Here is a 12,273-nt window from a genome sequence, read left to right on the forward strand (position 1 = left end):
GTCACGATTACAAACACATGAGCAAAGGCGCAAGCTAAGAACATCGGAAGCTGGGTGCGGTGAAAGTCGCACGCCCAGATTTAACTGAGAGGTGCGGGAGATAATACTCCCCATCGACTCAACCAGTCAGTCCTAATCTCTGGGCAGGAGTCGGGCTGGTGCGAGGTGGCGCAGGTACAGCCTTAGTAGGAGACGCCGATACTGTGACTGCACGGATGTTGGAATACGCCGAACTGGGAATTGAAACTTTCATCCTTTCGGGATATCCGCATTTAGAAGAAGCTTATCGAGTAGCTGAATTACTTTTCCCCCGCTTACCACTTCAGAATTTACCTACTACAGCACAACAGCAAGTATTAAGTCCTTTTGGTGAAATTGTCGCCAACCAAGATTTTCCTAAGCAACAACGTACCGCAGAAGGAGCTTCAAAATGAAAAAAAGTCGATTTTATCAACTAGGGTTTCGGCAGCTAAAACCTTGGATTTTGCCGATTGTTCTAATTATTCTTTGGCAATTACTGGTGAAATCAATTAATCAATGAGTTTGAGCACATGCTGACACTCAATAACATTGCTGTTATCAAGTTTTTCCTTCACATTTCTAAAGACGAACAAAAGCGATGCTTGGAAAGTCAGTTACAAGACCCAGATAAGCATTGGAAGTTTTCCAGCAACGACTTAAAAGAGCGGGTACTGTGGGATGACTACCAAGCGGCATTTGAAGACATGATTAACAATTGCTCGACTGCTCATGCTCCCTGGTATGTCGTGCCTGCAAACAATAAGTGGTATCGTAACTTAGTAGTAGCTCGAACGATCGCAGACACTATAGAGGCAATGAACCCACAATTTCCACCAGCAGAAAAGGGTTTAGAAAATATTGTGGTTCCAGATTAAGCATGAGAGCGATTTTTTCGGGGGAGATGGGGCAAGAATTAACCAAGGGGTTTAAACGAATGGCACTAAGAAAAGCGCAAATGTATTATTTACAAGGGTTTCATCATTTGGGAAAAATGTAGACTAATGAAGCAGCGATCGCACTTGGTAATTTAGCTCATCCTGATGTTATTAACCCACTGCAACAAGCCTTAGATGATCCTGACAAAGAAGTTTCCATTCAAGCGCAACGGGCAATTCAGAAGATTCAAAGAGATAGAATAGTCTCAAGGGAGCAGTACTGTTGCAGATGTACGACGTAATATATATATGTTTCGCCAAGTGGGTGTTCCTGTCCTTGGCATCATTGAAAATATGAGTTATTTAATTTGCGGTGATTGTGGTTCACGCACACCGATTTTTGGCAGTGGTGGCGGCGAACAACTGGCCGCAGAATTACTTGCGCCTTTGTTGGGACAAATTCCTATTGATCCCCGCATTTGTAGCGGTAGTGATACTGGAAATCCGATCGCAATGAGTGAATACACTTCATCAGCAAGGGAGGTTTTTACACAAATAGCTATTTCATTAAATAGTACTTTTATGGTATACGATGAGTCTACGCAGCTTGACTAAGCTTAGTAGCTTCAGGAACTTCAATCAATTGCCTTGTTTTAACATCGTAGATATGGCCTAAAATCAGCCATTTTCGTCTAATAGACTCGGTGCTGCTTCGTCGGAAAGAGTAGTAATGATGTCTCTTAATGGGCGATCACGCTCGCACTCTTCTGGTGTCTCCTTACCCAAAGAGGTATCTTTCACCAAGCGGTAAACATCGGCTGCTCCATAAAAAATCCACTCAGTCAGACCTATTTCTTTAAAGGTTTCGGCAATCTCTTCCATTTCTCCTACCCAACGATGTGCTTTTGGTGTCATGGATGGAATGGAACGGGTGAGAATAGCAGCAAGTTCTGGTTGGCTACTAGATACTTCCTCCCATAGCTGCTCATCCAAACCTAAACGATGAGCAGCAATTAGTAATTCTGCACCAATCGCTGTCAGTCCTTTGGTGAGGGCGGCGTAAGACATTTTCAATCCAGAAGCCTGACCAACTTCATCGCCAATCACTCGGATATCCAATCCATAATTTTGCAATTGTTGCAATTCATCGGCCTGTTTTCCTGACGCATAGATGCGCGTGCGACCGGGAACTCTAGGAGGTGGGCCAATGATGGAAGCATCTACAAAAGTTGCTCCAGATGATTCAATCAGTTGGGCAATACGTTTTACTTTTTGGGGTGCGATCGCATTACCATCAACATAAAGAATCTGTTTACCCACATTACTTATCACCTCAGCTACAAGATTCGCTACCTCTGCGGCGGCGGCGGGGACTAAAACTGATAACACCACATCAGATTCAATTACCAGTTGTGTGAGGGAACCCACATCTTGGATATTGGCTGCGGCTGCTAATTGCCGAGTTCGTTCACTGCGATCATCTAGGGCGGCAATAGTTGTTAATCCATTTTGATTGAGGACGGATGCGATCACCTGCCCCATGTCACCTGGACTTAAAATACCAACAGTTTGGATTTGCATGGAAAAATTTATTTTTACCTGTATTCAGCTTTTAATTAATTCCCTGATTTTGGTGATTGAGTTATGAGGAAAACTACGGTAAATTGATAGAATTATCGTAGCTAATCTAAGTAGGAACCTACCATACATCATTCTCTAGAAGCAAGCTATTTAATGACTCAAAAAGCAGAATTATCTCAATTTGCCCACGAGCGAATTAAACCAGTAGTATGCAACAACGCCGTTTGGTGCGATACGATTTGTCGAGTACATGGGCTATCTGGAGAGTTTAAGGATGTACTATGGCTCAACCGACATGAAACACCTCGCTTTTATCCAAACGTCGTCACGCTAGTAAGAGCAGAGGCATCTGCAATCCAGTTGCAATGGATTCAAAATCTTCTGGAGGCGGGTATCAGCGGAAATTGGGGAGTTAAGGACAGCTTTTGCACACTTAACCTTGTACAAGAAGGATTTGCAGTATTATTTGAAGCGCAGTGGCTCTATCGGTCAGCATCGCTGCCAAAAGCAGATAAAAGGATTGCAGATGTGCGTTGGCTCAAGATAGATAAAGCACCTGCGCTCATGGAATGGGAAACAGCATGGGCTGGCCACTCGGCAAACGAGGTATGTGAAAAGCAACCGCAAATATTTATGCCTAGTGTGCTAGTAAATGAAAATATTGCCGTGCTAGCTGCATATAAGAGCCACAGGATTATCGCAGGTGCGATCGCTTCTCCATCATGACTGCTTGTCCACAAAAATGAGCAACGCATTCGGTTGACAGGTGTGGAGTTTAGCTTATTAGAGAAGTTACGTGAATCATTCGGGAAAGATTTCTTCAAGGGGTGAAATATTACAGCAATTGTGGGGCTTTGTACCAGAGATAAGTACAGACACCCGTGTGGTAGATGTGCATATTTCACGATTGCGGACAAAGGTAGAATCCGACCCCAACGACCCAGAATTCATTATCACAGCAAGAGGAAATGGTTATTTTTTCCCACGAATTATTGATTCAGAACAGGAATAGCAGAAAAATATGAGTAAGCTTAATTTAACGCTCCCATAATAAAATGGAACCCCAATTCAACTTTTTTCAGCATTGGTATCCAGTTTCGCCAGTTGAAGACTTAGATCCCAACCAACCAACACCTGTGACACTTTTGGGACTGCGTTTAGTTATCTGGAAACCTAAATCATCCCCAGATTTCCGGGTGTTTTTAGATCAATGTCCCCACCGCCTTGCTCCCCTAAGTGAGGGGCGCATTGATGAGAATACGGGGAATTTAATGTGTAGCTATCACGGTTGGCAATTTGATGAGCAAGGAATTTGTACTCATATTCCCCAAGCGGAAAATCCAGAACTTGTTAGCAAGAATCAGGAAAATCTGTGTACTGTAGCACTACCAACTCGTCAGCAACAGGATTTACTTTGGGTGTGGCCAGATGTAAAATCGAGCCAACAAGCGGCTAAGACACCGTTACCATTATCGCCGCAAGTAGATACAAGCAAAGGCTTTGTTTGGTCTTCCTTTGTGAGAGATTTAGAGTATGACTGGCAAACTCTGGTAGAAAATGTGGCAGATCCAAGTCATGTTCCTTTTGCTCATCACGGTGTGCAAGGCGATCGCACTCTAGCACAACCTATACCAATCAAAATTTTGCAATCAACAGCAAATATAATTGAAGCAGCAACAGTTGGACGTTTTCAAACCACAATTACTTTTGAACCACCAAGTCGTTTAGAGTATGCCATCATGTTTGGAGATGGCCAAAAGCAGGTTGGACTTGTTACCTATTGTCTACCAGTAGAGCCGGGTAAATCACGTATTGTCGCGCAGTTTCCCCGAAACTTTGCCAAAACATTGCATAGTTTAATACCCCGTTGGTGGAACCATGTGAGTGTCCGCAATCAAGTTCTAGATGGAGACATGGTGTTGCTACAGCAGCAAGAATACTTTCTCCAACAGCAACAATCATCCTCTGATTGGAAAACAGCATATAAGCTACCAACAAGTGCAGATAGGTTAGTGATTGAGTATCGCAATTGGTTTGATAAGTATTGTCACGGACAGCTACCGTGGAATGAAGCCAGAATCAGTGTTGCAACAACCAGAAAGCTCAATGAAAATCGTGAACAAGTTTTGGATCGCTACAAACAGCATACGCAGCATTGTAGTAGCTGTCGGGGGGCATTGAAAGTTGTACAACGTTTGCAGGTAGGTCTATTGATCTACTTTGCAATTGTTGTTAGTATTGTTGCGCTCCTTCCCGAAGCATTAAAAATGAAGTTGGGTTTACCCCTGGTTATGACAGCATTACTAGGTCTAGGAGGTTATGCTTGGCTGAAAATGTGGTTAAGTCCGAGGTTTTACTTTGTAGACTACATCCATGCCCGAAGATAGTAATCAAAAATTGGCTATAACCCGAATGTGTTTACTGTTGGTGTTTATCGTAAGGTAGGGCTTGTTAACTGCGGTCATCTTTGAGTGTTGGCGATCGCTCCGTTGCCCACAGCCACTCCTGATTCGGTAGAATACGAGTGTTTATGATCAAGGAAGTTCCTCATGATTGGTTATTTCCCCAAGTGCCAGCAGTAGTACATCACGGAGGAGCAAGTACAACTGCGGCAGTGTTAGGTGCGGGAATACCATCAGTTACCGTACCCTTTTTTGCAGATCAGCCAGTTTGGGGTGAAAAGCTAACTCGGTTGGGAGTCAGCCCACAACCGATACCGTACTACAAGGTATCAGAAGAAACTCTAGCGGCAGCGATTGAAGTTGTACTGGATGATGAGGCGATGCAGAGAAAAGCCCAAGAGTTAGGTGAGAAAATCAGGGCTGAGGATGGTGTGGCGAATGCTGTTGAAGTATTCCATCGGCATTTGGGGTTAATTGAGTAAAATATTTCTGGACTGATCTGCTAATCACAGCAATAGGCGAAACTATTGGCATCTCTCAAACGAGGTACAACTTGGTTTGGAAGTTTGGAATTCAGAAGGCTCAGTTGGCTGGACGCTCTAGCCAACTGAGCCTTTTGAATAAATTTTCTTAGGACTCACCTTGAGTAGATTAATCATTGTGCGCGTGTTCAAACTCGTAAACGTAAAATAGGCGACTAAATTTATTAAGCAAGTATCCTAGAAGTACAAATAATGTTGCACCCCCAAGCGCCCACCAGAATCCTGTATGAGGAAAAACCCTTAAAAGTGATGCGGGCATTTGGTTTGCAGAGGCTAATGTAGCTTTTAACGCTATGGCTCTAGCATCCAGAATTACAGCAACACATAAGCACAATATAGATAACCCGTAAGCTAACACCTGTAGGCGTTTAATATTTTTCAAAGCATCTTTGCAAACTTTGCAATGTTGGGTATGAGTTGTCCAGACGTCAAAAAGCTTTTGTTTGTCCAATTCCAGAGAGGGAAGATCGGTATTACACCCTGAAGCCCAAGGAATACTACCTCCAGCTTTTTTCTCCAACCATTGGCGAAATGTAATTACCATTTTATCTTGAGGATTGGGTGTATAAACTGCGTTCACCCATTGGCCCTTTTGGCGTTTAGCTAGAATCTTCTGTTGATAATGAAGAAATACTAAGTCTTGGTGTAAGAACAAGGATGACAAAACATGTCCTAGCCAAGTTGGCATTGGTAGCCCAAAGACTCCTAATCCTTTAGGTGTCTTACCCATCTCGTTCTTAACTAAGACCTGACAGCCAATATGACGACACCACCCTGGGCGTGTAGGGGTAGCATACAATGCCAGGATCAGCTTACCACCATCTTTGGAAGTAGAAACAATCCTCATCTGACAAGGTGGTTGGAAGTCGTGAATCGCTTGTGAAATTGTGGGGGCAGTCGGTGTAATTTCAAAAGAAAATCCTTCTTGAGTAGACATTTCCTTGATGCAAAGCATATCGTAGTAATTAGCATCTTTATACCGATTACCAACTATACCGTGGTGAGAAACAGGTACATGGGCTGGGTCAGCTACATTCTCCATGAAAAAGTCCCATCCATAGGGTAGGTCACGTATATTCCAAAATAGATGAACTACTCTGTCGGAGTTTTCTTCAAGTTCTGGAATAATTCGTGGTGTCCTCAATTGACTTTCAAGCTGTGCTTCCGAACCAGACTCAGCCCAAACCCACAATAAACCCTGCCGTTCTTGTGTTGGATAATTAATTGCAGATGACTTTGAATTTGAGCAGTGTTTAGAGGATGTCAGCTGATCTTTCGACTGTGGAATGCTCACACAGTTTCCCTGCGAATCAAAACGCCAAGCATGATAAGCACATAAAAGTGTGCCATCAGACTCAACACGCCCTTCTGAAAGAGGAGCTAGTCGATGGGGGCAACAATCTTCAAATATTGACCATTTACTCAAACTGTCTCGCCACAAGACTAAATCTTTTCCTAATAACTGTATTGCATGTGGGCGAGATGGATCTAGAAAATCCACAACTGCTACAGGATACCACTGCTTTGTCCATTGAAATACTTCTTCTTTGTTTTGATTCAATGGAACGCTTGCGTTATCCATATCCCCTTGAAAATCTATTTTAGTGGTCATGTGTGTTCTTTTATGTTTTTGAACTAATAAAGTTAGAGCTGTTTAATATTTAATATAGTTGCAATTCCAGGTACGCTCTTTTCTACTTAAAAAACTTTCTTCCCTTGCTTGATGACATAAAAACTATGTATCCCCTCAAACACCCCTTCAGGAGACAGTTGCTCAAAACGACAGCAGGTAATTTTATCTCTTAGATAGTACTGATAAACTATAAAACTGATATTGTATTTACTTCCTTGAAAATGGTGTGAAAAGCGAGACTGCTTGTGGTGGAGCTACCCTTGGGACAAGAATCTGTCGCTAGAACTAGGAAAATAATTCACGTAGATATGGATGCATTTTACGCATCGGTAGAGCAGAGGGATAACCCTAGCTACCGAGGCAAACCGTTAGTAGTCGGTGGCAGCCCGAATCAACGAGGCGTGGTTCCAGCAGCCAGTTATGAAGCGCGTAAGTACTACCAGCGAGGAGAGAGGGCTATGAGGCTTATTCTATCTGCATCCTAGCCCTTTTTGTCGCCCCGCAAGCTCTCTACGATTTTTGAGATAGCCAAGACACTGTTTGAGTCGATTGATCTGGAGAATCGTAGTATTAGGTTGTTGGGAATTTCCTTGTCTAAGTAGGTAGGCACAATTAAAGCGAACTATGTAAACTTATGTAAAGCGATAGAACCGCTTTGAATATAAGCTTTTAAGCAATTTACATTTCTTAATCTAGTTGTATTTTTTAGCGCCCACCTACTTAACCTTGATAACGCCAAACAGTTACAAGCTATTCAATTGCCATTATTTCAGAATGGGAACATCATATTTTAGCGTAGGTGTAGTCTGTTCAGACGCTGACAACTCGGTTATGGAGAGAGAGCGAATCAACTCCCGAATCACATCAGTTGCAGGTCTACCTGTACTTGCACAATATTTTTCAAGTTTTTCGCTTTCAGCTGATGCAAGATTTATTGTGATTCGTTTGACAGCCCATTTTTTGTTCATGACTTGCTCTATTGATCAAATTTAATGAATTATCTAGACTTTAAATGCCAAGTGCAATACTTAACAAATATATAGATGTTAACCACAGCATACTTGCCGTAAAAACATTTTTAGCACATCTTCTCCTGGGTATTTACTTATAATCCAAAACTTCACTGATAAATCATCTATATGAACTTTAAAATATTTGAAACGAGCTTGTATTTTTTGTAAATATTGTTAAGCAAAGCGCAATCGAAGTGAGCCTTGCAAGAGGCGTATAATCAGCAAGTATTGCCAATTGAATTTAGTAAACCTTATCTTCATACAATTGCATCTAATATTCATTTGCTCTTTACCCAAAGGTGAAATTGACTAACTACTCTGGATATAGACTTTCATTCAAGCACTATATTTAACTCTATAACTTAACGAAAGCTTAAGCAAGCTAGAAAATTTTCTAGGAGCATTAATTACCCACAGAAATCATCAACCCTCAACTCTCGCCACACATCAGACGGTTGCCACCCAGAGTTGTCAACGGAGCGTAGGGGGCCATAGTGTTCAGAAATGTAGTCCGATTTTGATACTTCAATGTACACAGGTGGGTTTGATTTAATCATTGTTTCAGGAATATTTTGGCTCTCAGGCATCTCAATGGATTCAGTCGGTGGTGGGGTTACTTCTATTTTCTTGCGAACTGGGTTAGAGGTTTTTTTGACAAGTCGTTGCATATCTATAGGGATCATTTGGCTTTCCACAAAGAACGATATCCTAAGATACAGTAAGTTATTAGGGAATCCAAGACATTTTGCCTTCAAGTTTGTCTATGACGGAATTGCTTTCGGGTGACTCGAGCCAGCTTGATTTGGTGTTAATACAACTCGATCGCTGTAGCCCCCTCAATTACCCCTTCAGACGATAGTTACTCAAAACTGACCATTTTTTTCCTCTGCTATACAAAGTTGACATGCTCCCATTTGATTGTCTCTTAGGTAGCGATCGCTGCCCTTGAGCAGTACCAGGGGGAACGCACGAATATGACCTATGCTGTCAAGGAATATTAGGAGATAGCGGCAGTGGATTATGAAACCTTTGCTCAAATCAACTTTTAATTTTTTGGGTTCACTAACTGCTAAAACGCTTTGAGTTCAGTTTGGGAGAGTTCAACAGAATTAGCGATCGCTTCACACTCTGTAGCGTACAATTCAACAGACGCGGCTTTAACCGACTCGATTACAGCCCCACTCTCATCATCCGATGGATCATCGGATGATGAGAGTGGTGAGTAAACTCAACGAGGTTGTCACCAACCCCGTTGGTCTTCAAATGGTTTGCCAATATTTGCCGACGGCAATAAACGAACCAAACACCCAGCAGGGATGAGTCTTCCAAGTAACATCACAGACGCAGAAAGGGAACGGTTAACCGCTTTATTGCCTTTGCTAACTCATGCCTTGTGGATAGAGCAAAGACTGTACGAAATAATCCAAGAACATATCAGCAGCCCCAGAAGAAAAGGCTCCAACGATTTAGCATCAATTGATACATGTAAAACTACATTGTTGCCTGACAGCAAGTATTCATTCGGGTTTGGTGCGCCAACCGATTTGGCACTACCGATAATTGCGTCCTATCGCGTATTTCTTTCTAAGGACTATAAATGGATTCTGCCATTTGACGAATTCGCTGAAGATTTCCTCCAACACCTGTGGGCTAACTATTTCCGCAAATATTTGGTATCCGAGAAAACAGCAGGGAATACAGTCGGTACAAAAATCAGCCGTAATCAAGAGATTTGGGAAAGTTTGTATATCTCTGCACAAAGTTATCTAAATCAGCACTTGATGCAAATGGTCAATTCCAGCAAGTCAGAGTCACAAGGGAAGGTTACACAAGGTACAAAAGGGCGTGTGCAAGCAGGTAAGAAATAATAGTACAAGGTTTCTATTGAGAGATTCGTTTTGGATGGGCGATGGCTTTTAAGAGTGGACAGTAAACAGTTATCAGTAAAGTCGTAAAGTCCTTGGGTTTTAACTGATAACTCTTTTAAGTGATAGCCTAACTTGTGAAATCGAAAAAGTACTATTGCTCACAGATTATTTTCCATTTCCATATACAATAACAACTACTCATTCAAGGACTATTTTGTTAATTCAACAGTAGCAAGAGAGGAGAAATAATGGCTGAAATCAAACTCCGGTCAAAAGATCCAGATTCCCTCAGACGCATTATTCAAAGTGCTTTGTCAGAAAGATTACAGAGTGTGACAGCAGGAATCAAAAGAACAGAAGAACGGATTCAGGAATTTGAAACCAAATATCAATTATCGACTCAGGAATTTATTACTCAGTTTAATAATGATGAATTATCCCATAATTTTGACTTTGATGAGTGGATTGGAGAAGCTCGAATATTGGCACATTTACAAGAAACAAAAGAGTCGATAGAGGAGATTGATTTTGTTGATTGAAGATTATTTTCAGAAAATTCAGCTTTTAGTTAAATCCTCAGAAATAGTTAAATTATTCCATGTAAAAACTGAAAAAAGAGGAATATATGAAGGATTTATCAGAGCCAAACTCGAATTTAAAGATAACTCCTTGCGGCATCTAAGGGAATTTGTTTATGTTAAAATATCCCCAGATAGAAAAATGTATAGTTATTAATATATGAACTCAGAGAATAATCTAATTTTTCGCTATGACAATACTGAACATCACCGAAAATTAAATCTGACTACCTTTCCTCATCATAAACATGATTGTAGTGAGGATAATATCGTTAAATCAGATGCTCCTTTTTTAGCTGAGATCCTAAAAGAAATTGAGAAAATATTAGTATAAGTGCGATGCCTACGGCAGACGTTGCCAACGGAGGTATACACATTAGATATATCCCTTTTGTCTTCAGTGATCGCTTGACAAATGTCGGTCGGGAGTTGCAACAATTTCTTGAATTGCTCCGACCAACTCCTGTACCATTGGGGTTATTTCGGGACACAGCGCTTGTACACCTCGAAGCATAGTGATGGTTTAGACTTCTGCACTAACTTATTCTCCTTTTTGAACCAACAATTTTCCAGATACCCCAGCCGTAAAACCCAACCCAATCGCCGCCACAGTCACGCTGGGCTTGATAAATAACGTCGCAATTCTGTTGAAGAAGGCAGGAGGCAGAGGGCAGAAGGCAGAAGGCAGAAGGAACAATTGGGCGGGGATTCAGACCCCGCCCAATTGTAAGCGCCGTGTAGACGGCGGGGTTTTAGACCCTTGTTCCCTCCTGCCCTCTGCCTTTCTTGATAACTGCGCTCCAAAGACAGCCATAGCAGCAAACGAGAATCAACTGATTTTTGGGTTTAGCCCTTTCGTCTGATATTGTATGAACGAGCAGGATTTAGCCGTTCAGCAGGAATACAGCATCTACGGCTGTTATGAGGTACAGTAGCAGCAACTAGCAAACCAGTTTCTTAAATGTTGAGGATTTATTAATTCGAGTGCAACTGAGATTAGCTTATCAACCATTTCTGTTGTGGTTGGAGCAAAACTGCGTAGAAAAGATTTAAGTTGTGACCACCATAGCTCAATTGGATTAAAATCGGGGGAGTATGAGGATAAACAAATAACTTTCGCACCTACAGCTTCAATCATTGGCACAATTGAATCTAGTTTATGTGCAGATAAATTATCCATTACTACCACTGCTCCTGATCATAAATGTGGTACTAAAAACTTCTCAACAAATAAAACAAAAATGCAATGCCGTCCATTGAACCATTCATTGTCATTAATACAACTACTTTGTTAATACTAATTGCTCCAATTACTGTAACTTTTGAGCCTAATTAAGAAGGGGTTAAGAGAGTAAGCTCTTGTTCCCATTTGTGAACGCGCATGAGTCCTCATTAACCCAAGTAGAACCCCAGTTTCATCCAAAAATACTAAGTTTTCTGGCTCTATATGTTTGACCTTTTCCCAATAATCTAATCTTAAATTTAGAACTCTCTCTGTGCCCGCTTGGGTACTCCGCTTTGTTTTTTTTTCCGATTTAATCCTAATTTCTGTAAGGCACGACACATTGCACTTTGACCCACCCAATTGCCAGTCTTGTCTGCAAATAATTCACACAACTCTATCAATGTTGCATCGTAATCGATCACGGGGCGATCGCAGACTAAAAGCCAATAGATGTCAATGAGTGAAGAAACTAGGGGAATTAGTCTAAGAGAGTTCACTCTATTTGATAAAAGTAAATAAACGGGTATGGCTTCGG

The 12,273-nt window shown here is 41.6% G+C and carries 16 protein-coding genes and 4 pseudogenes; 14 read left to right on the top strand and 6 right to left on the bottom strand.

Features of this window, described 5'->3' with window-relative positions:
• Positions 1-125: 125 nt before the first annotated feature.
• From LC608_RS34450 to LC608_RS34465, 4 genes and pseudogenes are all read left to right on the top strand, one after another.
• Positions 126-434, top strand: a pseudogene (locus tag LC608_RS34450) (alkanesulfonate monooxygenase); the annotation flags it as partial.
• 117 nt (positions 435-551) lie between these two features.
• The gene (locus LC608_RS34455; RefSeq protein WP_229557850.1) at positions 552-896 is read left to right on the top strand and encodes a hypothetical protein; all 345 of its coding nucleotides are present in this window, start codon (positions 552-554) and stop codon (positions 894-896) included.
• Positions 897-1,033: 137 nt separating this feature from the next.
• On the top strand, positions 1,034-1,198 hold the full coding sequence (locus LC608_RS34460; protein WP_229557864.1) for a HEAT repeat domain-containing protein: 165 nt from the start codon (positions 1,034-1,036) through the stop codon (positions 1,196-1,198).
• Positions 1,188-1,511: pseudogene (locus LC608_RS34465) on the top strand (P-loop NTPase); the annotation flags it as partial. The gene LC608_RS34460 and the pseudogene LC608_RS34465, both read left to right, overlap by 11 nt.
• A gap of 63 nt (positions 1,512-1,574) precedes the next feature.
• Here the strand turns inward: LC608_RS34465 and LC608_RS34470 are convergent.
• Complete coding sequence (locus LC608_RS34470) at positions 1,575-2,477, bottom strand: NAD(P)-dependent oxidoreductase (RefSeq protein WP_229557852.1); 903 nt, start codon at positions 2,475-2,477, stop codon at positions 1,575-1,577.
• 153 nt (positions 2,478-2,630) lie between these two features.
• On the opposite strand from LC608_RS34470, the gene LC608_RS34475 reads away from it, so the two are divergent.
• The 4 genes and pseudogenes from LC608_RS34475 to LC608_RS34490 all read left to right on the top strand — a co-directional run bounded on the left by LC608_RS34475 (position 2,631) and on the right by LC608_RS34490 (position 5,361).
• Entirely contained in the window at positions 2,631-3,203 is a 573-nt protein-coding gene (locus tag LC608_RS34475) for a hypothetical protein (RefSeq protein ID WP_229557853.1), read from the top strand.
• 6 nt (positions 3,204-3,209) lie between these two features.
• Positions 3,210-3,489, top strand: a pseudogene (locus tag LC608_RS34480) (winged helix-turn-helix domain-containing protein); the annotation flags it as partial.
• A gap of 43 nt (positions 3,490-3,532) precedes the next feature.
• On the top strand, positions 3,533-4,864 hold the full coding sequence (locus tag LC608_RS34485; protein WP_229557854.1) for a Rieske 2Fe-2S domain-containing protein: 1,332 nt from the start codon (positions 3,533-3,535) through the stop codon (positions 4,862-4,864).
• A 143-nt stretch (positions 4,865-5,007) separates the two neighbouring features.
• Positions 5,008-5,361 (top strand): glycosyltransferase, encoded by a 354-nt coding sequence (locus tag LC608_RS34490; RefSeq protein WP_229557855.1) that lies wholly within the window; start codon positions 5,008-5,010, stop codon positions 5,359-5,361.
• Positions 5,362-5,530: 169 nt separating this feature from the next.
• Here LC608_RS34490 and LC608_RS34495 read toward each other — a convergent pair whose 3' ends face one another.
• On the bottom strand, positions 5,531-7,033 hold the full coding sequence (locus LC608_RS34495; protein ID WP_229557856.1) for a Rieske 2Fe-2S domain-containing protein: 1,503 nt from the start codon (positions 7,031-7,033) through the stop codon (positions 5,531-5,533).
• A gap of 266 nt (positions 7,034-7,299) precedes the next feature.
• Here LC608_RS34495 and LC608_RS34500 point away from each other — a divergent pair, with 266 nt between their 5' ends.
• On the top strand, positions 7,300-7,539 hold the full coding sequence (locus LC608_RS34500; RefSeq protein ID WP_229557857.1) for a hypothetical protein: 240 nt from the start codon (positions 7,300-7,302) through the stop codon (positions 7,537-7,539).
• A gap of 279 nt (positions 7,540-7,818) precedes the next feature.
• Here the strand turns inward: LC608_RS34500 and LC608_RS34505 are convergent, their stop codons facing one another.
• A complete protein-coding gene (locus LC608_RS34505) occupies positions 7,819-8,022 on the bottom strand; it encodes a CopG family transcriptional regulator (protein ID WP_196522260.1) in 204 nt (67 codons plus the stop codon).
• Positions 8,023-8,474: 452 nt separating this feature from the next.
• Positions 8,475-8,750 carry a hypothetical protein gene (locus LC608_RS34510; protein WP_229557858.1) on the bottom strand — a complete coding sequence of 92 codons (276 nt, stop codon included), beginning with the start codon at positions 8,748-8,750 and terminating at the stop codon, positions 8,475-8,477.
• 396 nt (positions 8,751-9,146) lie between these two features.
• On the opposite strand from LC608_RS34510, the gene LC608_RS34515 reads away from it, so the two are divergent.
• From LC608_RS34515 to LC608_RS34535, 5 genes and pseudogenes are all read left to right on the top strand, one after another.
• A complete protein-coding gene (locus LC608_RS34515; protein WP_229557859.1) occupies positions 9,147-9,293 on the top strand; it encodes a hypothetical protein in 147 nt (48 codons plus the stop codon).
• Positions 9,294-9,350: 57 nt separating this feature from the next.
• A pseudogene (locus LC608_RS34520) lies at positions 9,351-9,935 on the top strand (abortive phage infection protein); the annotation flags it as partial.
• Positions 9,936-10,183: 248 nt separating this feature from the next.
• A complete protein-coding gene (locus LC608_RS34525; protein ID WP_229557860.1) occupies positions 10,184-10,474 on the top strand; it encodes a hypothetical protein in 291 nt (96 codons plus the stop codon).
• 199 nt (positions 10,475-10,673) lie between these two features.
• Positions 10,674-10,847, top strand: coding sequence for a DUF6516 family protein (locus LC608_RS34530; RefSeq protein ID WP_229557861.1), 174 nt, complete (start codon positions 10,674-10,676; stop codon positions 10,845-10,847).
• A 5-nt stretch (positions 10,848-10,852) separates the two neighbouring features.
• Positions 10,853-11,029 (top strand): hypothetical protein, encoded by a 177-nt coding sequence (locus tag LC608_RS34535; protein WP_229557862.1) that lies wholly within the window; start codon positions 10,853-10,855, stop codon positions 11,027-11,029.
• A gap of 403 nt (positions 11,030-11,432) precedes the next feature.
• On the opposite strand, the gene LC608_RS34540 is transcribed toward LC608_RS34535, so the two are convergent.
• On the bottom strand, positions 11,433-11,693 hold the full coding sequence (locus tag LC608_RS34540; protein WP_229557863.1) for a transposase: 261 nt from the start codon (positions 11,691-11,693) through the stop codon (positions 11,433-11,435).
• 302 nt (positions 11,694-11,995) lie between these two features.
• Positions 11,996-12,273, bottom strand: a 278-nt coding sequence (locus LC608_RS34545) for a hypothetical protein (RefSeq protein WP_374108488.1), incomplete at its 5' end; no start/stop codon positions are given.

The organism is Nostoc sp. XA010, from assembly GCF_020829625.1.
GTDB lineage: Bacteria > Cyanobacteriota > Cyanobacteriia > Cyanobacteriales > Nostocaceae > Nostoc.

Excerpts from the sequence above, each read along its gene's own strand:
- LC608_RS34505 (WP_196522260.1), bottom strand. The coding sequence starts at position 8,022 with ATGAACAAAAAATGGGCTGTCAAACGAATCACAATAAATCTTGCATCA.
- LC608_RS34455 (WP_229557850.1), top strand. The coding sequence starts at position 552 with ATGCTGACACTCAATAACATTGCTGTTATCAAGTTTTTCCTTCACATT.
- LC608_RS34470 (WP_229557852.1), bottom strand. The coding sequence starts at position 2,477 with ATGCAAATCCAAACTGTTGGTATTTTAAGTCCAGGTGACATGGGGCAG.
- LC608_RS34485 (WP_229557854.1), top strand. The coding sequence starts at position 3,533 with ATGGAACCCCAATTCAACTTTTTTCAGCATTGGTATCCAGTTTCGCCA.
- LC608_RS34475 (WP_229557853.1), top strand. The coding sequence starts at position 2,631 with ATGACTCAAAAAGCAGAATTATCTCAATTTGCCCACGAGCGAATTAAA.
- LC608_RS34495 (WP_229557856.1), bottom strand. The coding sequence starts at position 7,033 with ATGACCACTAAAATAGATTTTCAAGGGGATATGGATAACGCAAGCGTT.
- LC608_RS34530 (WP_229557861.1), top strand. The coding sequence starts at position 10,674 with ATGAACTCAGAGAATAATCTAATTTTTCGCTATGACAATACTGAACAT.
- LC608_RS34490 (WP_229557855.1), top strand. The coding sequence starts at position 5,008 with ATGATCAAGGAAGTTCCTCATGATTGGTTATTTCCCCAAGTGCCAGCA.
- LC608_RS34535 (WP_229557862.1), top strand. The coding sequence starts at position 10,853 with ATGCCTACGGCAGACGTTGCCAACGGAGGTATACACATTAGATATATC.
- LC608_RS34510 (WP_229557858.1), bottom strand. The coding sequence starts at position 8,750 with ATGATCCCTATAGATATGCAACGACTTGTCAAAAAAACCTCTAACCCA.
- LC608_RS34525 (WP_229557860.1), top strand. The coding sequence starts at position 10,184 with ATGGCTGAAATCAAACTCCGGTCAAAAGATCCAGATTCCCTCAGACGC.
- LC608_RS34540 (WP_229557863.1), bottom strand. The coding sequence starts at position 11,693 with ATGGATAATTTATCTGCACATAAACTAGATTCAATTGTGCCAATGATT.